The following is a 17,767-nucleotide window of genomic DNA, read 5'->3' as shown; positions in this document are numbered from 1 at the left end:
GTTCTTTTCCTAGGTTCTTTTGTTCTTTTCTGAGAGACGCCTTTGAGCGTCTCTCAGGCTAATCTGCTATGGTGCCGATGCAGCATCGAGGGCTTGCAAAGCCTCAGCACTGAGTAGAGGCCGTAATTGGGACTGCACGTCGGCTGACTGGTTATCCCAAACCATTTTGACAAAGCCTGCCTTGCCCTGCTGACTGGCGGTGTTGAGAACGGTTGCTAGCTTTTCACAATTAGTATTCTCAGACATGGGGTACGGCCTCCGGAGGCTGTTGGGTATCTGCCCAACTTACAGGAAAAGGGGCCTACCCCAATGGGCTGCGATTTAGCTAATGAGTGAGTGAGGGCTATCGCTTAGGCGTGAATTTGGCCCTGTGATGGCTTTAAAGGCTGCTGGGTGTCAATGAAATTTTTTGGTTGTCTGCATGCAGATGAAAGGGCTCTAGCGAGAGAACCCGAGAGGTCAAACTGCGCGTAGAGGGAGATGGGGAGACTTGCGATCGCACAGCCCCAAGCCGCTCCCTGCTCCCGATAAACAACAGCTGCTACAGGTTTCCTTACTATCTGAAGAAAGCGGCCAGGTCTACTCTTTCGATTTTCTCATCCTGAATTTGAGAATTGGTCGGGAAGTTTAAAGTATGTGACCTGTTGATGACTCGGCCATCTTTACTGCTGCCCATGACCCCAAAACGCCCTATTGGGCTGGCTGTTGGTGCTTTGGTAGGGTTTAGCGCTGCTGCTGCAATCGCTGGACTTTTCATTGCTTTCAAACCTGCAAGAATTTCGCCCTCCCCATCAACCCAACAGGTAAAGCTCTATGACTTTGCCCCACCCGTCGCAATTCATCAAACGCAGGACGCAATGGCTTCGGTGACCCTTTTTAATGGCTCCCCAGAACCCTTAGAAATTGTTCTGACCAATGGCATGAACGAGCAGGTTTTGCTGCAGTTTCCACCCTGTGATGACTGCCCTACCTATGCCCCTGGGCAAACCCCGCAAACTTGTGACGCAAAGACAACCCAAGGGACTTATGTACTTGATCCCGGAGAATATGAGGTAAAAGCGGTTTTCAAAGGCCAAACCTGGGGCTTTAGAAGCCGCTGGCTGCTCTCTTCTGGCTGGGAGCATCAGCAGTGCATATTTTCGACCTATGACCCGGGAGGGCTCTGAAGTAGCGCGATCGCAAGTAAGCCAACTGACACACTAGCTTTTTTCCTTAGATCTCCGTGTCATAACAGACTTCAAAACCGCCTTCTCTCGTTTGAGTAGTTGCGTCCCTCAGCAATTAACCCCACCCATTTACGTCCCCAGGCAACTACTCCACTCATTTACATCCCCAGCATTCGTTGCGTTTCGCACAACCTCTCTAAAGCTAAGCTTCCGGATGGCAAATAAAGCAGTTTTGGGGAAACTTCATCATGCCTATCCGAAGGGTGTAGTCCTGGAGAAACAGTTCGTATCAGTGGCTTCTATGACCTAGTTGTTATCAACCCAGTTTTTGAGGGTAGAGGTGTAATAGTGCGGTACGGACTTTTCTTCTATAAGGGGGAATCGTTCCCGGCAGAGTCTACACAACTCACTTATAGGCTTAAAGCATAGCTAAGCAACCTCAACGCCCCAGCCAAAGCTGGAAGGTTGAGGTATCGATTTCGAGGATGAAATAAGTTCTTCCTTGAAAGACTGTCAGCTGAAACGTATGCCAGGAGGCGGACTTGAACCGCCGACACGAGGATTTTCAGTCCTCCTAGCCTTGAATCCCTTCAGGCGGCTCAGAGTACATATTGAAATCCAAGCGCGTCTCAGAATCGACATTAACGCTTGCTGCGAGATAATCGCAGCCCGCCAAATCAGCTGCCGACATCTGCTCGCTAATCCACTTGAAGGCTCTCTCAATCGCGTCCTGATCGAATGCAGGGCCTCTGTGAGAGATGTTGATCGTTGTTACTTTGGCCATACTCTCAATGCCGATCCTTTCCGCGTATCGTGAACTCGGTCGTTTTGTCTAAAAAACTTTTGATATCTTCAATATCCTTTACAGTTTCATCCTGAAGCCGCTTGATTTCTTCCTGAAACCTGCGGGTTCTGTGCTCGATTAGTTCCTTGTTGGCATTATACAAATAGCCCAAATGGTCATTGTTTGAAGCTTCTCGGTTGCTAAGGGTTTCAATTTTGCCATTTAGCTTTTCATGGGATATAAAAAGCTGGTTGAATCTCCCATTCAGCCAGTTGGTAATGGCTACCACAGTTCCCGCCACAGTTATTAGGCCACCCAAGAAGCCCCACAATACCGATTGAATATCAGGTGTCATCGTCAATCCATTGGTCTACAGATACAACCCAATTAGCACCCGAGTAGAGCCGAGCATACAAATTTAGCTTTATAGCCATTTGGCGAGAGGTAAAGCCCTCAGCTGCCAGGGCTTCTGAAATAGGGCAGTTTAGAACCCGATCTTCCTTATCAGACCCCACCTTACGGAATCCGTAACGGCCCGCGCCTTCGTACACAAAAGAGATTTGGAGGTAGCCAGTGCCGGGCCAGTCCCCTACCCAATCCTGCCGAATCCTAAAGAGACTGCCCCCATTGGTGAGCGTTCCCAGTGTCTTCCATTCTTTTGTGGGGGAAAACGTTCCCAATGGTTGCCAGCTCATAAAAAAAAGTCAGGGTCTGCCATTCTGGCCAATTCCTCGCACTCTATGTCCCAATAGGGAGCAAACCAGACAGGCACCCACCCACGGCAGCATAATGGAGGCGATTTCAGGGTGGTGCCCGGGGGCACAAGGTAGCCCCCAGGATTAGCAGGGTCAGGCTGGGCCTCAGAGATGCGGCCTATAAAATGCCCTGCTTCATTGAAGTGGTAGAGCTCAGGCCCCAGCCTTCTCTGGCTCAGGCGTATCAGATTTTGAATCCACAGCCGCTTTAGCAGGGGGGGCACTTCTAGCCGTGGTTTTTTTCGCCGGAGCCGGGGAAGAAGAATCGTCTGATGTCTCGGGGCGGGGTTGAGCTGGGTCAATGGTTGCGTCCTCCAAAGCGACATTGCCATTGTGAAGAATGCCAAGCCGAGTCCTTACCTTGCGTTTAGGGTTGAGGCCAGCTCGAATCTCTCTGAACATCTCTTGGTCAAAATCTTGATTGGGGTCAGCCATTAAATTCACCAATTAAAAGGACGAAAGTGGGAGATAAATCCCTTTGTCGTTGCTTGCGAAATGAATACCGGAATCGATGATGAACTCGATATTATTAACCGTTGTATCTACCCAGTCATCAGGTTCAATCCCTTGGTCTGACAAGCAATCTAAAACTTCAGACAGTCTTGTTTGACCGTTGAGAAATCCTTCAATTTTTGTTTCCCGTTCAATTAACTGAGCTAAATCGGCACGTTCATCAGCTCGATTAAAGTCGGGATCTTCACTGCAGAACGTTCTGAAAAGGTCATAAGTATCGAATTGCATCACGGCACCTAACGACTATCTACCAACACCAACAAACTCGCGGCTCAGAGAAACGCGCTTTACTTCACTGTTGGCAAACGTGGTTAGAAGCGCGGCTTTAATGTCAAGAAACGCTTCCATTTCATCGTCAGCGTCTACAGTTGCTCCGAATGGGCAGGAATAAGTATTTCCTGTGTATTTTAGATACTCCATGTTTGTCCGTTCGCTACGGGCTACCGTTGCGATGCGACTAGCATTTTGGAAAAATACAATCCTAGAGGCCCGAAAGGAAGGAAAGGTCACTAGAGATTTGGCACCCAAAGTTTCAGCGATGTCAGCTTTTGTAGTGCCACCTAGAATAGCTGGGCTGATGATCGTGAATGCTTCTGGTTTGACACGGGCCTGCACGATTTCATCAGCATCAATATGGGTAGTAAAGGGAGCAATATAGACTGTCTTGTTCAATCCGCGTGCTCCTCGGGTCCCAATTTTGCTTGGCCTAGTTGCCGCTGCCGCTTCATAAGCTTGAAGATTCGTGAAAGCCTGCTGCAATTTTGCGCCGCGTTTGATGTCAGAATATCGACGGGCCATAGAAATTCCTCAAAAAAGGTTGTCTCTATCTTGCCCAGGCTGGAACGATTGAATTTGTGGCGGAAAGTCATTGACTTTCCTGAAAAATTGAGGCGAAGAAAAAAATTAGGAAGCTAAGGCAGATGGCCATAGCCCAGTGCGATCTACTAGCGGCACTGGGTTGGTTAACCCCCAAACGTGAAGCACAGCAAATTGAAACCTCACATCTGCTATTGGCCGCTTGCGGGGCAGTCTACGCACTTCTCCGTAGACACGTTCGCGATCAGGCAGTGTTGGGTATGCTTCAACTGGTTCAAGGTTTTCCTTGTACTGGGCTTTGCTCCAGTTAGGTGTGTCGGTTTGCAGGTCTAGAACTCGGTCAATTAGCTGCCTGCCGTCACCTTCATTACGGACTAGGAGCTGCAGCTGATAGCCTTTATTTCGGTCGATGTAGCTCATCATGTGTTTGCCCTTCCGCCAGATGTAGCCGCCACCAGTACCAAAATTGACCTGTATGCGGTTGGCCATCTGGTTGGCGATCGCTGGGGTGATCGTCTCGCTGGTGTGGTTCATCAGGCGCACTGAGATCTCGCCCGTGACCGGCGCGTATTCGCTGTAGACATCGGCCTGATCTTCCTGGAAGTAGAGCATGATTTGAGGCCGATACCTTCGACTCTCCTCCACGCTGCCGGTGGGGATGCCCACGACGGGGATTTGGAATTTCTGGAGTCTGATGCGGTCGAATAGCTGCTGCCTCATTTGGGTCATGATCAGCGAGTCGCTATCCAGATGAGTGCAGGCCACTAGGAGTGAACCTCGCGGGGTGGTGATGTCGTCGTCCTGCTCGTCGCCGTCGGCGCTGCGAAACCACTCTCGGACTTCGCGGTTGAGCCACCTTCGATAAACGCTTTGGAGGTGCTCAACGTGATTGAACTCTGGGGGGACTGGCATGGCTAGGAACCTCGCTCAGTATCGGCTGGACTGATGGGGGGGCTTTGGGCACCGGCAGCCGCTAATGCTGCCTCTTCTTGAATTGGTTTGTTATCTGGCCAAGGCTCTTCCTTGAAGTCGATCACCGACTTCTGGAATGCCTGCCAGTTTTCGCCCAGCTCGCCAACCTCCTGGGTCAGCTCCAACACGTTGCTGGTGCCGGTGGCGAAGCTGCTAGCAAAATCCTCTGCCCTTTCTAGGTTCCCGGTGAGCTTGTCAAATCGGGATCTAAACCTGTTGCGGGCCTGGGGGTTTTCGCTCATCCATGGGTAGGCTCGCTCGCCGACTACACCAAATCTTTTCAGCGCGTTGCCTATCTTGCCGGTGTTTTCGGCTATCCACTCAGTCAGGTCGAGGGCGGAGTCCTGAATGCTCCGAATTGTCCAAATGACCATGCTGGCAGTTTGGACAATTCGGTTGGCCTTGAGGTAGGCTGCACGCAGCCCGTTGTAAACGTCCTCACCCAGAATGCCTTTAACAAAGTTTTGGACGGAGCCGCCCACAGCTTCTGTGACACTGATCTGGTTGCCCTGTTCGTCTTTGATAGGCACACCAGCGGCCTGAAGGGCGTTGTCGATGGCGTAGCCCAGGGTTTCGGCGATGTCTCGGCTGAGCATAGAAGCGTTGTGGAGCACGCTAACCAAGGTCAAGAGATTTATAACTTTATCCATTTTTGTTGCCTTCCATGCTGTTTCTGCGAAAGTTTGCATGGTGCCAACAAACGTTCGCATCTCAGCTATTGCCGCCAAAATTGCCGCGTTCCCTCCATTGCCTGCCGTGTTGATGTCGTCGAGCTTTTTATCTAGGGCGTTTTGATTCTGCTGTATGGCTGATTGGCCATTGAGAACAGGGCCGTTGCAGCGGCAGCTTACTTCTGGGGGGACTGGAGGAATCCATGCGGGGGGAGTAGTTGGGGGAGCAGCCGTGAAGCTGCCCGCTTTGGTCGGATTGTCAATTTTTAGCCCAGAAGGTGCCAGCGGTATTACCAGCGGCAGCGGGGGGATTGCAAAGGGGGATTGTTTTAGCGGCAACTGAGGGGGAGTGCTCGGATCGCTCACGATCCGAGTACTGATAGAGCCGTCAGCGTTCACTTTTTGCTCAACCGTGGTTCCGGTGTTGAGCGTGTATTTTTCAATGGGCGCGGGGACGTTCTCGGGGGTAGCCAGTGGCGCGGGGGTTTGGGTTGGAGTGCCATCGGGTGCCACTGGCGGCACTGGCGGCATAACCGGATCGATAGTTGGGGGAGGTGATGAGAGGGGATGCCCTGCCGGTAAAGACTCAGCCGGTAAAGGTTCTGTTTGACGCTCTGGGGTAGGTTCTGGGATTGATTTGATGGGAGATTTTAGCCCAGGCAGATCGATTGTAGGAATGGGAGCTAAACCACTTTGTAGGGCAGTTGGGTTTGCTAGTCGTTGAGTGAGAGTTGGAGGGGCTGAGGGAGCTATGAGCTCCCCTGCCGGATCGCCGCCAATGTCGGCCAAGCCATCTAATCGACTGGTTGAGAGAATTTGAGGTTCTGGATCGATTGATGGATCTGCACCTGGGGGAGTTTTATCAACGCCAAAATTATAAAAAGATTGAGGGGTGCTAGTCCCAAAAAAAATACCTGCAGTTGCCCCAGAAAAACCAATCCTTAAAGGCCCTGTCAAATTCACGACCTTAGGATCGGTTACTCCCCCCGTAAACTTAAATCCGTTGCTGAAAACGATTTCACCGGGACATTTCCAAACAACTCGATAAGGGATTCCAGGTGATTGCCCCCCAGTGAAAGGAGGGGCTGCATTAGTGGCTGCCCCTCCTGCAATTGAACCCGCGTCTATCTGGGAAGCAGCAGCCAGAGATGCGATCGCAGCTGCTGCAGCGGCAGCGGCAGCATAAGGGCCTAACCCAACCTGATTAGGCCCCCCGACCGGATGAGGCGAGAAAGGGGGGAGGTAGGTAATGCTCCCATCGGGATTTTTATAGGCTGGACTCCCCCAAGCTTGCCCTGCGGCCTCCTTATAGCTTTGGGGCAGAGCTGCCCAGTTAGCGTTTTTCGCTTGGGGGGATTGCTGCTGACTGAGAATAGCTGCTCCTGCAGCAGCGGCCACAATTGCGGTAAATGGGGCGGCGAGCGCTCCAACTCCCACAGCAGCAATTCCCCCCGCACCTTTGGAAGCAGCTGCCGTCGCAGCTGCCGTCGCTGCTGCAGCTGCAGCATTGGGAGTAGAGGCGCGGGCTGCATTGACAGCTGACTGAGCACCTCGGTAAGTAGCGCCTGGGGAATAAGCAGTGTTTAACCCGCCAGCGGCATTAGAGTAAGGGGCCTGCACCGAGTAGCCTGGGCCTGCTGCAGAATGCGGTAAGGGTCTGGGGGATGTGGGGGGCCTGCGAAAGCTCGCATTCTGCTGCTGTAATGCCTGTTGTGCTGCCCTGACAGCATTGGGCTTATAGGCTGCACCGGGTTGATAAGCACTGTTTGTTCCACCTGCCGCGTTTCCATAGCCTGCCTGCACTGAGTAACCGGCACCTGGGGCGGCTTGAGATAGGGGTCTGGGACCGGTTGGAGGGCGGCTAAAGCTTGCGTTTTGCTGCTGCAAAATGCGCTGTTGGCCTGCCAGGGAAGTAGCAATTGGGGGAGAGGGAGAAGCCGAGCCATAGGGAGGTTGCCAAGCTCCCCCTCTTCCAGGCAATGGATGATGAAAAGAGGTTGGAGGAGAAAAGGACGTAACTGGCATTAGTTGGATTTAAAGGCTGCTGGGATTGCCACCTCGCCCCAAGGCATCGCGTACGACCACAATTTTCCTCCCCCAGTTACATAAGTAGGATCTAGCCGGAGAGCGCCCCGGAAAATTAAGCGAAACGTATCATCAGCTGCTCTTACAACGCTTGCGTCGATCTCTTTTTCTAGTAAGCCACCTTGCAATTCTTGGTAAGTGTTTTTACCAAAAAGCTGTTGCGAGACTAGGATATTCCACGCCAACGACTTCTCAAGAGTGTTGATTCCGCCTGGAATATCCTGGGCAATAATGAGTGTAGCCATATATAGAGAGATAAAAGACCCTTTTAGTATTACGTCTTAGTGTGGTTTTGACACTTTGATTAAAGAGTGTAAACCGTTCTGACTGGGAACTTTAGCAATGTAGGAAATAGAATTGGGGTCAACGATGGGCGGGAAAATTGTCAACGCAGGGGGGCGTTTCTTTTACCAAAAAGACCCTGTTGACCCGTCAGCTACTCCCCCATCAGATGTTCCGCCACCGATAGCAGCGGTGGCAGCGACGGTGCCACCGCCACCGCCTCGACCTGTGTGGTATGTGGAACCACCACCACCGTTTGAAATACCGGCATCTTTGCTCTACAAGATTGATCGCTACACACACGAGCGAGCCGGGTCTGAGCGCCTGGTGCAGGCAGTGCGAGGGAAGAACCCTGACAAGTCTGGGAAGTGGTGCGCTGAGAAAGCTCTCTGGGATTTGGAGCGCGATCGCAAATAACCCCCTCACCCTCTGCCCAGTAAAAAAGCCCCCTCTAGGCAGGGGGCTTGTGTGTGACGCGGTAGGGGAAGCGTTATTTGAACCCGTTGATCGCTCCCACAGTTTGCAAATTTTCGAGCCGCTTGCCACAGGCCAACGACCACTCTAGACCCATCATTTCACTGAGCTTTCCAATGGTGGTGAGAGTGTAGACAGACGACTGCTGCAGAGTCAGCAAAATCTCATAAAGTTGCCGCTGACCTGGTGACAGCTCCCCGGTGTAGTGCGGATCTACCCAGAGGTAGTAGCAGTCTTCTAGCGCTCCTTCCGTCTCGCCTCCACTCAAGACGATTTTCCCAAGGCTAGCGCTCTCATTGACCTCCTTTAGATGCTCTGCCAGCCCCTCATCCTTCACCACATACCCAGAGTCAACCTCTAGATAGGTTTGCAAATTTTCAAGGTTGTTGTGGCGCGTATACATGCCATTCTCCTTTGATGAGTTGTTGCTACCGCCACCATGGCGATGTGGGCTGCTCGTCGGCTTCGTGGTCGCTGAGGTCTAGCTCTCTATCATGATTGTCCTCGAGATCTTCGCCTGTGTCTTCGTAGTCGCTGAGGTCTAGCTCTCTATCATGATTGTCTTCGAGATCTTCGCCCTCGTTAACGACTCGGGCCGAACGGTAGCGATGCTGGTTGTGGTCACGCCGCTCGTAATCCCTTTCCTTCTCAGCTTGGCTGAACCAAGGGGTACTTTCGTCATAATCAAGTTTACACCCTGCTTCTTTGAGGGCCTTTTCAGCTTTCCTCACGGCACTAGTCGGAATTTCAGCCACCCAATGATCACCTTTGTCGTTGCTGATTTCGATCAGGCTGCGGTCGTCTTTCTTAAACCGGCTCATTACCGTTCCTCCGTGGTGTATCGGGTTGCTGTTTTGCCTGAGTAGTGGATGACCACCCAGATAGAGTCATCGCCCTGGAGGGCGTAGTAGTCAGCGGTTTCGGTGCGGTGGCTAGGAAAGCCAAATGTCCCCTTGACGTCCTCATAGCTCTGGGGCCAGGCCAGCCCCTTGAGAGCGGCAAGTTGCCGGGTTGAGAGGCTACCTTTGACTCCGTACTGCTGGCCACCGGGGGCATAGTCGGCAATCTCGGGCGGGTTGGCGATCGCAACCCCATCGCTGTAGAGCAGGTCATACATTTGCTGCTCGGTGCAGGCCGCAAAAAAGAGCTGTCCCAAAAGGGCGATCGCAAGTCCCCCACCTGATCTGAGTCTTGGGCTCATATGTCACCTTCCTCAAACTTGGGTGAATCCTTCAGAGCGGCAATTAGAGCGTCGGCACAGGCTACAGCCTTCTCTGCGTAATAGTTCTCTTGAACCGTGGAGGCATTTACAGTCAGCGCATGAAGTGCGATCGCAGCAAAAACCTCCCGCTTGGTCAGACCTAGCGTGTAGTACTTCGATATATCAATAGGAAAGGCTGAATCAGATTTATCAGTCATCGCCCGCGCCCCCTGAGAGTTGCCCAGATGAATCGGATAACTTTCCCAGGGTATTGATCTCCTCAGCGAGATCCGCCAGGTCATCGATCTCAGCGTTTTGGATGTGGGCCAGTACATCTGTTTTAATGCGGTACTCATCAGAGCGGCGGTGGAACTGCTCGATGCGCTTTTGGCTCTGGCGCTTGAGATGCCTGACCTGCTGTAGCTCCTGCTCCTGCTGAGCCTCTGCCAGCTCCATGCCCTGCTCGATCTGATCGAGAAAGCCGGTTAGCCCAGCCATGAACTCACGAGGATTGCTTAGAGCTGAGCGAGTGCGGTCAGTTCGGAACTGCTCTAGGCTGGCGGCGGCCTGCCCCACGTGCAGGGTCATATCGCTGCGGTGGTTGCCTTCTTCGACCGTGACCTGGGGAACAGCCTCTTTACCAAACTCCTTGAGTAACCGGGCCTGAGCTTCGTAGTCGAGGCCGTTGGAGGTATCGAGGCCTAAAGTTTTGCAGCGGTCGTAAAGCGTCGAGCGGGGAATGTCGTGCTGTTTAGCGAATGCGTGGATAGATGTCATGGGATGCCTCTAAACGTTGGTGTATAAGGGTTCGGATGCTTTTCGGACGGTTTTTAGTCCGAGAGACGTCCGAGAGACGTCCGAACCCGCGCGAATCAATGGCCGGAGTCGTCCGGGTAAAGTGGCTGAATGCCGTCCCAGCACTGGAACCAGGCCCGCTTAACGATCGCCTGGTCGGTGGGTGACCAAGGAACCGGTTTATAAGCGAGAACGATCGCAGCATCTTGGGCCAGCTCAGGGTCAACGCCGCGTTGGATCAGATGGCGAGCAAACTCCCTCGCTTTGCTCGCTGGGGGTAATTCAGAGGATGTGTTCAGCCAAACGGAAGCGACCCCCGACGCGGGGGGTGTTGATGCGGGTAGCATTGAGGTAACTCCTTTTTTTACGGAAGGGGACTAAGGACCGGGGGGAAATGCTTTGTCAGGGCGTCCTCCCGGTTTTATGTTCCAGCGAAGTTATCAGGCATCTCATCCAGAGACTTGTTCAGCATTTTGCATAAAAGCTTTGTCTGACCAAGCGTTAGACGAGCTTCAATCTTGCCTCTTTCCCAATTGCGGACGGTTTGCTCGGTGACTCCGAGAGCGTCCGCAATTGCTTTCTGTGTCAATCCAGCTTCTAGGCGAAGGGACACGAACTTCGACTCCAAATTGGGCTCATCTTTTTTAGACATCTTACCTCAAAGAAATTCAGCCCACAAAATTTTTGAGGTAAGATCCCTTTAACCTCACAAAATCTTGAGGGTGGACACCCACGCGGGGCCAGCCTCCTACAGCAACCCCGCGTGGGTACTCCCAATTCTCTCAGGGGCTTCACATCCCCTCACATCATCAGCAACCGTGATTAGCAAACAAGCTCAGAGACGGCCTATGTATCAAATCACACATCGAAGTCCCAAACCGGAAGTTGGGGGAGGTAAGCCGTGCCGATCTTAGGAAGCGTTAAAGAAGACTCCCCTTTGTTCGGCATCCTGGGGCGACAAGTTCCTCTGGTTCATCCGCTAGCGATTCGCCCCAGAGATGAAGCAGCACCACTCTGTTACCTAGTGGCTGGCCACCAGCTCGAGCCTGAGCAGGTAGAAGCGCTCGCTCAGCATCTCCATGAGATATGGCAATCAGAACTCACTCTTGAGGAAGCACGGGCCTACATCACAGACCCGACCGGCACGCCGATCAAATGTGAGCACTTTTGTGGCCGGAGCTTCACCGGCAAAGAAGCCATGCTGCTGCTGTAACCAAACAAATAGGCCCCCACCTAACCACAGGTGAGGGCCTTCATTTTTGAACTAGTTTGAGCACCGAAATGGAACCGTTACCGCAATCTTTAATAGGGCAACGTTTTTGCGAGACATTCAGCTATCGCTGGATGTGCATCGAAGGTAGCACAGAAAATGCTGCCAAAACAGACTGGAGAACGATCACCAAATACCCCCTCAAGCCTCGTGTCTTTTGGGCCAAACACCAGGATGCAGGGCAGCAGGTAGGGGTTCGCTTTGATAAAGACACCCGCTATGCGGTCATCGACATCGATGCTGGGTCAGCAATCCTTAACCAGATCCCTCTGCTGCGAGCAGCGCTAGAGACGATCGGCATCGTTCGCACCGTCCCCCTCCGCAGCAGCTGGAGCGGGGGCCTTCACCTCTACATACCCCTGCCAGCGCCGGTGAGCACCTTTGGTTTAGCCTGCGCTCTAAGGCAATGCCTAGAGAGTCAGGGCTTTGAAATCAAAGACGGCCAGCTTGAAATCTTCCCCAATATCAAAGCCTTTGGTGCTTTTTGGGAAGGCAAGTTTACCGAGTACAAGGCTCATCGGCTTCCCCTGCAGCCTGGCTCCGGCAGCTGCCTCCTCACCGAAGACCTGCAGCCGATCGGCGGCGACCTAGAGCGCTTTTTCTATGCGTGGGATGTGGCAGCGCTCTGTCAGGACATGGACGAGCTGCACCAGGCCCTGAGCATCGCCCGAGACAACCGGCGACGGCGGCCACGACGGCGAGCAGTCGGCCCTGTCGAGGAGTGGAAAAACGAGCTTGAGCTTGAGATATCTGAGGGCTGGACAGGCCACGGCCAAACCAACAGCTTGCTTAAGAGCATCGCCTGCTATGGGCACGTCTTCGAGCGCCTGGAGGGAGCATCGCTGCGCGAGTACACCGAGCGCATCGCCACCAGCAGGCCCGGGTTCGAGCGTTGGTGTCAGCACCACCACGACATCACGATGCGCTGCAAAGTCTGGGCAGCTGCCGTTCAGAAATACTACTGGCCCCTGGGAACCGAGCCAAAACGCGATCGCAGCTTAGGGAGGTTTATGAGCGCAATCAACCGACGACGGCAGGAGGATGCGTGCGATCGCATCTCTGCCGCTTACGAGCAATTGAGAGCGGTAGGCCTGCCCGAACAGATCCGGGAGTTGGCCAAACGGCTAACTCAACATGCCAAGTGTAGCATGGCCACCCTTTATAAGCACCTCGACCTTTGGCACCCCGAGCACTCGGTCTGTAACACCCCTCCAACCCCCACCACAAGCGCCACAGACAGCCCTAGCGATCGCCCTATACCCTCACCCATCCAAACGGCTGAAACGCTTGCAAATCAGGGTGTTACACCTCGGGGGGGAAAATATGAAGGGTGTAGCGCTGAAACTTCTCATTTAAAAAATTTATCTCCGGGGGGAAGAGGGAGGGGACGCGGGGAGGGAGAAGGGTTTTCCACAGGAGCAGCACCCACATGAATCCAGACCCACCTATCGACATTTCCCCGATGCTCGCTGAGATTCAGGTGAGCTTCACCCGCCTAGAAAGACTGGCCCCGACAGAAGGCCCCTGGAGCTGGCAACATCCAACCCTTCGCCGGTGGATGGAGCAGAACGGGTTCCAAAGTCACAACCAACTGCTGGACAACCCAGCAGCGACCCATATAGTGCTTCAAAGCCTGCGAGCGAAAATCCGCAAGACTCAAGACCAGGTCGAGCAGCTCGATCTGCCCATCGTCACCAGCCCCCACTGGGGCGCATGGGTAGATCCATCAACGGAGGTAAGTCATGGCTAAGAAATCCCAAATCAAGCTTGACTTGGCTAAAGCTGAAGAAGTTGCACGTCAGGCCATCCTCGACTGGGCTGATCAAGGCTGGCCTATTTGGGAACTGGACGATGACGGCCACCCTATCCCAGAGGATGTGGGCTGTGTCAGACATTGGGCAGGGATTGGCGATGTCGAAGTAGTTAGCTGCTGCCATGAACCTGATGAGGATGAGCGCATTGATGCAGTTCTGTACATGAGCTTTGAAGTAGAAGCCAAAGTTGATCGCTGGGAGAACGGCAATCGGTTTGAAGAAGACGACTACAGCCAAACGTTCTTAGAAACCATCAGAGTTTGGGTTGGCTTTGACGGCGAAGATTACTGGTTTTCTGACTCAGAGACTATAGAGCAGGAGGAGGTGGACAATGAGTAAGCCACCCCAAAACAGCACCAAAGACAGGTTGATGGCCTATCCCAAGGAAGTGCTGATCGACCATTTTCTGGATTGCTCTTTTATGTGGCAGCTCGATTGGAACCGGCTTGATTTTGAAGCCAACCGACACAAAATCAGACGGCTCCTGGACAAGTCTCGCCAACTTCTAGAGGAATCCAAAACTCAAAGAGGTTCTAAGTGGCTAGCGACTCAGGAAAAGCTCGATGCAGTTGATAAGCGCCTAGACAAGCTGCAGGAAGCTAACAACAAACTTCTGGGCTTAGACAGGGAGGTGAGCCAGGGTGTGAACCAATAGGCCGTGAACAGAAAGATCACCCCCCATAAATGCCTTGAGCTGTGGCAGCTCTACGCCACCTTTCGCCGCCCCCAAATTGCTCCCAGCACCTACCAGCGCGACTACATCAAATTCCAACGCCGCTTAGAACGGCTCAAGAAACAAGCCCCCCACCTGTCCAGCTCCATCGAAATCCGAGATTGGCTACTCGCCAACTACAGCGCCGAAACCAGCCGTCGAACAATTGTCCAATTGAAGGCATGTTGCCAGTGGGCCATGGAATCATCACTACTCAAAGACAACCCCTTTCAGGGCCTACAGCGGCACATCCAGCCCGCTAAGCCCACAGAAAATGCTTACGCCAGCTTCACTGCCGAGGAACGCGATCACGTCATTCTCGCCTTTGATTTGCTCAACCCCTACTATTCCGATTGGGTCCGGTTTTTGTTCTGGACTGGCTGCAGGCCAGAAGAGGCCCGCGCCCTCAGGTGGGCTGACCATATCGCTCCTGACTACCGTGAAATCTTATTCACAGAGGCGTGGCCCTGCGACTGCTCAGCTCCCCAAAAGACCAAAAACTATCAAACTACCCGCTTCCCAGTTAACGACCGCCTGCGGCATTTGCTGACCAGCATGGCCCGCACGAGCGACTATGTATTTCCCGGCCAATCAGGAGGGCCATTTGATTACCACAATTTTCAAACCCGCTACTGGAAACCCCTAGTTCACCAGCTCAAAGACGAGGGCCAAATCGCCTTCTACTTGACCCAATACCACTGCCGACATACCTGGATCACCCTAGCGCTGGAGCACCTCACCCCCCAGGACGTCAGCTACCTCGCTCGCGTGTCCGTGCCAGTGCTCTATAAGCACTATGTTGGCCGTGGCCGCCGAATCATCATCCCCGAATTCTGACCGTACTACAAATGGGGGTGGACTACATTTGGACTAAAACCCCGTGATTGGCACACTACTTTTGACCGTAATCTTCGTGTGACAACAGGCTTCAAACCCGCATTCTCTCGTTTGAGTAGTTGCGTTCCTCAGCAACTACTCAGGGCTATACTCATTCCATCCCCAGACAGCAGACTTAATTGAAAAGCTTTTCAGGGAATATGAATTCTAATTTTGATCAAAATACAGCTTATGCAACCCAATTAATGTTTTTTAACGTTCTGGAGCTTTTAGTAGACTTGGTGAATATTCCAGCACTTCATAAGAATTACCGAAAGCATAACCACCCAGCCTATCAGATGTGGAGGGAATATTGGGATATCGTTATTGGTATGGGAAATCTTCCCCAACCCATTAATCCAGAGGAACATGCTCGTCACGCAAAAATTCTTCTTGATGCGAACCTACTATCTCTTTGTAGTGGCGGGAAAGCTTTTGGAAATATAGGAACTAATACCTTGGGAGACTTTGCCAAGTATGGTGATGATAAAGTTCTTAAGAAGATAAAGTCAAGAGTCAACGACTCCAACCAATTTGAAGACTTAATGACTGAGCTTATCCACGCAGCCTGGTATATCTTAAATCAGCACCAAGTCTGCCCGTTTGAGGAGGAAGGCTTTCCAGATTTTAAAGTAACTCTACATGAATCAGGACATTCGTATCTGGTAGATTGCAAGAGAATCAACTCATCCTCTGGGGACAACAGATATAAATCTGTGATTGAGAAAGCCAATAAGCAATTCAAGAAATTCAATAGAGAGACAGGCAGAAATTTGCCTGGAATGATTTTGCTAGACCTCTCAAGTAAAATTGGAGTCTTAAAAAGGAACTTATCAGACGAGCCACCAGAAGAAGTAGATACTGCTTGCAATGCCCTCAACCCGCACATAAGACACTTCAATTCCGCGGTAGGCGGAATTTTAGTTGTGTGGGAAGAAAGCATAGTCTTGGGAGAGGAAAACCTTTACAAGCATGGAACAATGGTTAACTTTAATAGAAGAAGTTTACTGCTTAGGCATCAAAATCCTGAGGTCGAACTACCAAGCGAATTAGATGGGATGGGTTTACATTCTTGGTCTTCTGGTGTTTGGGTTAATAGCCGAATACTAACATCTGAGGAATTGGAGATGAGGAGTTTAATGACTTTTGATAATTACCAGTGGATTGATTCCCAGATTAATTCCCAAATTAATCTCCATGCCATTCCTGCTACTGCGTATAAGGAACACTACCAAAATATCACCCTTCATGTTGAGCCTTACTAGAACTAAATTTTAGTTAAGCTGTAGCTTGCAAAAGGTTCTTAAACAAAGCTCAAGGTGAGAACGTGCTCGCTATGTAATCATGCAGCGCTTCCTGCAAGTGCTCATAATCATGATGCTTCACTCCGCTAAAGAAGTAAGTTGCTCTTATTCAAAGACTATTGAATACCCCTTAAACAGAGATATCTTATGCGACTCAGAAAGAGAGAGTCGCCATTTTACGAGAATGGCGATCTCTGAAACGTATGCCAGGAGGCGGACTTGAACCGCCGACACGAGGATTTTCAGTCCTCTGCTCTACCAACTGAGCTATCCCGGCTTGGCCTGTTTTTGGCGCTTCATTAAGATAGCAATGTGTGGGATCAAATGACAAGAGCACGCCGAAACTTTTTTTCGCTAGGCCAGATGTGGGTTTTCCTTGCCGCACCTGGCCAACATCCCTCAACGCAAGCAGCTCTACTGCACCTCTCTCAACCGAGCCACCTTCAGCTGAAACTGGCCTGTGCCCTGTCCGGCATAGGAGCGCACTCGTACCGTGTACATGCCACTCTCATTGATGCGGGCAAATAGCAGGGAGTTTGTGGTGCCATCGGGGCCATCATCGTTTTCTCCAACGGTGCTGCCGTCCTTGTTCATCAAGGTCACCAGAGTATCAAACTGATCTGATATTAGATCTATGGCAACTTGGTCGCCGCTCTCTAGGTAGACAGTGTAGTCTCGGGCAAAGCCGCCAAAGCCTGTTGGAATATCTTTTTCCGACAACGTGTCTGTAACTTCGCGGCTGTTGGGTAGAGCTATGGGCGAGTAAATCTCAGCTCTAACTGCTACGGATGTCAGAGTGACTGCTGCCAGGGTTGCCGGAAAGATACAGAGGCGACGCAACAATAGGGTTCCTTGCATAAAAGATGACCGATTAAAACTGTCTAAGCATTTGTTTGTGGTCATTATGGCCTAGTTTGCCGAGGCTAAGAGAATAACTCTGGAAGACTGTTAGATTTCTCAGTACGGCTCAGTGTGGATTTAAGAGGAAGGCGCGTCTGGCTTGTAATAATCCTCTGCGCTGGGGGGTTGGGAGGCAGCCTGCCGGTTGATGCATCCTGCCTTATCGACATAGCGGCAAACCCGCGCATAGAGTTTAGATCGGGTGCCGGCTGGCCCGGCGGAGAAGATGACTCGGTCTCCCCCAACGACACCCACCATAATCTTGACGCCGCATACAGGGCAGGTTTGGGTAGCAGGCATAGGCTTTTCTCCAATCAAAACATCGTTAACTCTGAGCTTTGGCCACAGAGAACTTATAGGTAAAATCCTATGATGGC

Annotated in this window: 28 protein-coding genes and 2 tRNA genes; 9 read left to right on the top strand and 21 right to left on the bottom strand. The window is 52.0% G+C overall.

Annotation, left to right across the window (positions count from 1 at the left end; all coding sequences use genetic code 11):
• Positions 1-66 precede the first annotated feature (66 nt).
• The gene (locus tag H6G13_RS20335; protein ID WP_190486240.1) at positions 67-246 is read right to left on the bottom strand and encodes a hypothetical protein; all 180 of its coding nucleotides are present in this window, start codon (positions 244-246) and stop codon (positions 67-69) included.
• 428 nt (positions 247-674) lie between these two features.
• Here H6G13_RS20335 and H6G13_RS20330 point away from each other — a divergent pair, with 428 nt between their 5' ends.
• The gene (locus H6G13_RS20330) at positions 675-1,166 is read left to right on the top strand and encodes a hypothetical protein (protein ID WP_190486238.1); all 492 of its coding nucleotides are present in this window, start codon (positions 675-677) and stop codon (positions 1,164-1,166) included.
• A 527-nt stretch (positions 1,167-1,693) separates the two neighbouring features.
• Here the strand turns inward: H6G13_RS20330 and H6G13_RS20325 are convergent.
• The 10 genes from H6G13_RS20325 to H6G13_RS20280 form a co-directional block, all read right to left on the bottom strand.
• Positions 1,694-1,762: transfer RNA gene (locus H6G13_RS20325), tRNA-Leu, on the bottom strand.
• Positions 1,741-1,950 (bottom strand): hypothetical protein, encoded by a 210-nt coding sequence (locus tag H6G13_RS20320; protein WP_190486235.1) that lies wholly within the window; start codon positions 1,948-1,950, stop codon positions 1,741-1,743. Before H6G13_RS20320 ends, H6G13_RS20325 begins: the two co-directional genes overlap by 22 nt.
• A 4-nt stretch (positions 1,951-1,954) precedes the next feature.
• On the bottom strand, positions 1,955-2,305 hold the full coding sequence (locus H6G13_RS20315) for a hypothetical protein (protein ID WP_190486233.1): 351 nt from the start codon (positions 2,303-2,305) through the stop codon (positions 1,955-1,957).
• Entirely contained in the window at positions 2,295-2,645 is a 351-nt protein-coding gene (locus H6G13_RS20310) for a hypothetical protein (protein ID WP_190486231.1), read from the bottom strand. The genes H6G13_RS20315 and H6G13_RS20310 overlap by 11 nt, the downstream gene beginning before the upstream one ends.
• A 213-nt stretch (positions 2,646-2,858) precedes the next feature.
• Positions 2,859-3,140, bottom strand: a complete 282-nt coding sequence (locus H6G13_RS20305) for a hypothetical protein (RefSeq protein WP_190486229.1) — start codon at positions 3,138-3,140, stop codon at positions 2,859-2,861.
• Positions 3,141-3,152: 12 nt separating this feature from the next.
• Positions 3,153-3,446 carry a hypothetical protein gene (locus H6G13_RS20300; RefSeq protein WP_190486227.1) on the bottom strand — a complete coding sequence of 98 codons (294 nt, stop codon included), beginning with the start codon at positions 3,444-3,446 and terminating at the stop codon, positions 3,153-3,155.
• 15 nt (positions 3,447-3,461) lie between these two features.
• The gene (locus H6G13_RS20295; RefSeq protein WP_190486225.1) at positions 3,462-4,016 is read right to left on the bottom strand and encodes a hypothetical protein; all 555 of its coding nucleotides are present in this window, start codon (positions 4,014-4,016) and stop codon (positions 3,462-3,464) included.
• Between the two features lie 105 nt (positions 4,017-4,121).
• A complete protein-coding gene (locus tag H6G13_RS20290; protein WP_190486223.1) occupies positions 4,122-4,946 on the bottom strand; it encodes a hypothetical protein in 825 nt (274 codons plus the stop codon).
• Between the two features lie 2 nt (positions 4,947-4,948).
• On the bottom strand, positions 4,949-7,657 hold the full coding sequence (locus H6G13_RS20285) for a hypothetical protein (RefSeq protein WP_190486221.1): 2,709 nt from the start codon (positions 7,655-7,657) through the stop codon (positions 4,949-4,951).
• 44 nt (positions 7,658-7,701) lie between these two features.
• Positions 7,702-8,007 carry a hypothetical protein gene (locus H6G13_RS20280; protein WP_190486219.1) on the bottom strand — a complete coding sequence of 102 codons (306 nt, stop codon included), beginning with the start codon at positions 8,005-8,007 and terminating at the stop codon, positions 7,702-7,704.
• A 124-nt stretch (positions 8,008-8,131) separates the two neighbouring features.
• Between H6G13_RS20280 and H6G13_RS20275 the strand changes: the two genes are divergently transcribed.
• Positions 8,132-8,461, top strand: a complete 330-nt coding sequence (locus H6G13_RS20275; RefSeq protein WP_190486217.1) for a hypothetical protein — start codon at positions 8,132-8,134, stop codon at positions 8,459-8,461.
• Positions 8,462-8,534: 73 nt separating this feature from the next.
• On the opposite strand, the gene H6G13_RS20270 is transcribed toward H6G13_RS20275, so the two are convergent.
• The 7 genes from H6G13_RS20270 to H6G13_RS20240 all read right to left on the bottom strand — a co-directional run bounded on the left by H6G13_RS20270 (position 8,535) and on the right by H6G13_RS20240 (position 11,166).
• Complete coding sequence (locus H6G13_RS20270) at positions 8,535-8,921, bottom strand: hypothetical protein (RefSeq protein ID WP_190486215.1); 387 nt, start codon at positions 8,919-8,921, stop codon at positions 8,535-8,537.
• Positions 8,922-8,946: 25 nt separating this feature from the next.
• Positions 8,947-9,339: a hypothetical protein gene (locus tag H6G13_RS20265; RefSeq protein WP_190486213.1), complete on the bottom strand. Its 393-nt coding sequence runs from the start codon at positions 9,337-9,339 to the stop codon at positions 8,947-8,949.
• Positions 9,339-9,719 carry a hypothetical protein gene (locus H6G13_RS20260; protein WP_190486211.1) on the bottom strand — a complete coding sequence of 127 codons (381 nt, stop codon included), beginning with the start codon at positions 9,717-9,719 and terminating at the stop codon, positions 9,339-9,341. Before H6G13_RS20260 ends, H6G13_RS20265 begins: the two co-directional genes overlap by 1 nt.
• A complete protein-coding gene (locus H6G13_RS20255) occupies positions 9,716-9,937 on the bottom strand; it encodes a hypothetical protein (protein WP_190486210.1) in 222 nt (73 codons plus the stop codon). The genes H6G13_RS20260 and H6G13_RS20255 overlap by 4 nt, the downstream gene beginning before the upstream one ends.
• A complete protein-coding gene (locus tag H6G13_RS20250; protein WP_190486209.1) occupies positions 9,930-10,496 on the bottom strand; it encodes a hypothetical protein in 567 nt (188 codons plus the stop codon). Before H6G13_RS20250 ends, H6G13_RS20255 begins: the two co-directional genes overlap by 8 nt.
• 95 nt (positions 10,497-10,591) lie before the next feature.
• On the bottom strand, positions 10,592-10,861 hold the full coding sequence (locus H6G13_RS20245) for a hypothetical protein (protein ID WP_190486207.1): 270 nt from the start codon (positions 10,859-10,861) through the stop codon (positions 10,592-10,594).
• A gap of 74 nt (positions 10,862-10,935) precedes the next feature.
• Positions 10,936-11,166 (bottom strand): helix-turn-helix transcriptional regulator, encoded by a 231-nt coding sequence (locus H6G13_RS20240; protein WP_190486205.1) that lies wholly within the window; start codon positions 11,164-11,166, stop codon positions 10,936-10,938.
• A gap of 249 nt (positions 11,167-11,415) precedes the next feature.
• On the opposite strand from H6G13_RS20240, the gene H6G13_RS20235 reads away from it, so the two are divergent.
• From H6G13_RS20235 to H6G13_RS20205, 7 genes are all read left to right on the top strand, one after another.
• A complete protein-coding gene (locus tag H6G13_RS20235; protein WP_190486202.1) occupies positions 11,416-11,727 on the top strand; it encodes a hypothetical protein in 312 nt (103 codons plus the stop codon).
• Between the two features lie 68 nt (positions 11,728-11,795).
• Positions 11,796-13,217 carry a hypothetical protein gene (locus tag H6G13_RS20230; protein WP_190486200.1) on the top strand — a complete coding sequence of 474 codons (1,422 nt, stop codon included), beginning with the start codon at positions 11,796-11,798 and terminating at the stop codon, positions 13,215-13,217.
• The gene (locus H6G13_RS20225) at positions 13,214-13,534 is read left to right on the top strand and encodes a hypothetical protein (RefSeq protein WP_190486198.1); all 321 of its coding nucleotides are present in this window, start codon (positions 13,214-13,216) and stop codon (positions 13,532-13,534) included. Before H6G13_RS20230 ends, H6G13_RS20225 begins: the two co-directional genes overlap by 4 nt.
• The gene (locus H6G13_RS20220; protein WP_190486196.1) at positions 13,527-13,937 is read left to right on the top strand and encodes a hypothetical protein; all 411 of its coding nucleotides are present in this window, start codon (positions 13,527-13,529) and stop codon (positions 13,935-13,937) included. The genes H6G13_RS20225 and H6G13_RS20220 overlap by 8 nt, the downstream gene beginning before the upstream one ends.
• A complete protein-coding gene (locus tag H6G13_RS20215; RefSeq protein WP_190486194.1) occupies positions 13,930-14,253 on the top strand; it encodes a hypothetical protein in 324 nt (107 codons plus the stop codon). The genes H6G13_RS20220 and H6G13_RS20215 overlap by 8 nt, the downstream gene beginning before the upstream one ends.
• A 3-nt stretch (positions 14,254-14,256) precedes the next feature.
• On the top strand, positions 14,257-15,147 hold the full coding sequence (locus tag H6G13_RS20210) for a site-specific integrase (RefSeq protein WP_190486192.1): 891 nt from the start codon (positions 14,257-14,259) through the stop codon (positions 15,145-15,147).
• Positions 15,148-15,347: 200 nt separating this feature from the next.
• Complete coding sequence (locus H6G13_RS20205; RefSeq protein WP_190486191.1) at positions 15,348-16,451, top strand: hypothetical protein; 1,104 nt, start codon at positions 15,348-15,350, stop codon at positions 16,449-16,451.
• A gap of 243 nt (positions 16,452-16,694) precedes the next feature.
• Here H6G13_RS20205 and H6G13_RS20200 read toward each other — a convergent pair.
• The 3 genes from H6G13_RS20200 to H6G13_RS20190 all read right to left on the bottom strand — a co-directional run bounded on the left by H6G13_RS20200 (position 16,695) and on the right by H6G13_RS20190 (position 17,690).
• Positions 16,695-16,767 (bottom strand) — tRNA-Phe (locus H6G13_RS20200).
• Between the two features lie 137 nt (positions 16,768-16,904).
• Positions 16,905-17,348, bottom strand: a complete 444-nt coding sequence (locus tag H6G13_RS20195; protein WP_190486189.1) for a PPC domain-containing protein — start codon at positions 17,346-17,348, stop codon at positions 16,905-16,907.
• Positions 17,349-17,468: 120 nt separating this feature from the next.
• A complete protein-coding gene (locus H6G13_RS20190; RefSeq protein WP_190486187.1) occupies positions 17,469-17,690 on the bottom strand; it encodes a hypothetical protein in 222 nt (73 codons plus the stop codon).
• Positions 17,691-17,767 lie beyond the last annotated feature (77 nt).

Source organism: Pseudanabaena sp. FACHB-2040 (assembly GCF_014696715.1).
In the GTDB taxonomy this organism is placed as follows: Bacteria; Cyanobacteriota; Cyanobacteriia; order Phormidesmidales; family Phormidesmidaceae; genus JACVSF01.
The sequence above is the reverse complement of the archived record's forward strand: the minus strand, read 5'-3'. Positions and strand labels throughout refer to the sequence as shown.

Coding starts and splice junctions, on each gene's coding strand:
- H6G13_RS20195 (WP_190486189.1), bottom strand. CDS start 17,348: ATGCAAGGAACCCTATTGTTGCGTCGCCTCTGTATCTTTCCGGCAACC.
- H6G13_RS20190 (WP_190486187.1), bottom strand. CDS start 17,690: ATGCCTGCTACCCAAACCTGCCCTGTATGCGGCGTCAAGATTATGGTG.
- H6G13_RS20205 (WP_190486191.1), top strand. CDS start 15,348: ATGAATTCTAATTTTGATCAAAATACAGCTTATGCAACCCAATTAATG.
- H6G13_RS20310 (WP_190486231.1), bottom strand. CDS start 2,645: ATGAGCTGGCAACCATTGGGAACGTTTTCCCCCACAAAAGAATGGAAG.
- H6G13_RS20255 (WP_190486210.1), bottom strand. CDS start 9,937: ATGACTGATAAATCTGATTCAGCCTTTCCTATTGATATATCGAAGTAC.
- H6G13_RS20305 (WP_190486229.1), bottom strand. CDS start 3,140: ATGGCTGACCCCAATCAAGATTTTGACCAAGAGATGTTCAGAGAGATT.
- H6G13_RS20315 (WP_190486233.1), bottom strand. CDS start 2,305: ATGACACCTGATATTCAATCGGTATTGTGGGGCTTCTTGGGTGGCCTA.
- H6G13_RS20335 (WP_190486240.1), bottom strand. CDS start 246: ATGTCTGAGAATACTAATTGTGAAAAGCTAGCAACCGTTCTCAACACC.
- H6G13_RS20280 (WP_190486219.1), bottom strand. CDS start 8,007: ATGGCTACACTCATTATTGCCCAGGATATTCCAGGCGGAATCAACACT.
- H6G13_RS20300 (WP_190486227.1), bottom strand. CDS start 3,446: ATGCAATTCGATACTTATGACCTTTTCAGAACGTTCTGCAGTGAAGAT.
- H6G13_RS20245 (WP_190486207.1), bottom strand. CDS start 10,861: ATGCTACCCGCATCAACACCCCCCGCGTCGGGGGTCGCTTCCGTTTGG.
- H6G13_RS20260 (WP_190486211.1), bottom strand. CDS start 9,719: ATGAGCCCAAGACTCAGATCAGGTGGGGGACTTGCGATCGCCCTTTTG.
- H6G13_RS20270 (WP_190486215.1), bottom strand. CDS start 8,921: ATGTATACGCGCCACAACAACCTTGAAAATTTGCAAACCTATCTAGAG.
- H6G13_RS20225 (WP_190486198.1), top strand. CDS start 13,214: ATGAATCCAGACCCACCTATCGACATTTCCCCGATGCTCGCTGAGATT.
- H6G13_RS20320 (WP_190486235.1), bottom strand. CDS start 1,950: ATGGCCAAAGTAACAACGATCAACATCTCTCACAGAGGCCCTGCATTC.
- H6G13_RS20220 (WP_190486196.1), top strand. CDS start 13,527: ATGGCTAAGAAATCCCAAATCAAGCTTGACTTGGCTAAAGCTGAAGAA.
- H6G13_RS20265 (WP_190486213.1), bottom strand. CDS start 9,339: ATGAGCCGGTTTAAGAAAGACGACCGCAGCCTGATCGAAATCAGCAAC.
- H6G13_RS20230 (WP_190486200.1), top strand. CDS start 11,796: ATGGAACCGTTACCGCAATCTTTAATAGGGCAACGTTTTTGCGAGACA.
- H6G13_RS20250 (WP_190486209.1), bottom strand. CDS start 10,496: ATGACATCTATCCACGCATTCGCTAAACAGCACGACATTCCCCGCTCG.
- H6G13_RS20275 (WP_190486217.1), top strand. CDS start 8,132: ATGGGCGGGAAAATTGTCAACGCAGGGGGGCGTTTCTTTTACCAAAAA.
- H6G13_RS20330 (WP_190486238.1), top strand. CDS start 675: ATGACCCCAAAACGCCCTATTGGGCTGGCTGTTGGTGCTTTGGTAGGG.
- H6G13_RS20215 (WP_190486194.1), top strand. CDS start 13,930: ATGAGTAAGCCACCCCAAAACAGCACCAAAGACAGGTTGATGGCCTAT.
- H6G13_RS20240 (WP_190486205.1), bottom strand. CDS start 11,166: ATGTCTAAAAAAGATGAGCCCAATTTGGAGTCGAAGTTCGTGTCCCTT.
- H6G13_RS20290 (WP_190486223.1), bottom strand. CDS start 4,946: ATGCCAGTCCCCCCAGAGTTCAATCACGTTGAGCACCTCCAAAGCGTT.
- H6G13_RS20295 (WP_190486225.1), bottom strand. CDS start 4,016: ATGGCCCGTCGATATTCTGACATCAAACGCGGCGCAAAATTGCAGCAG.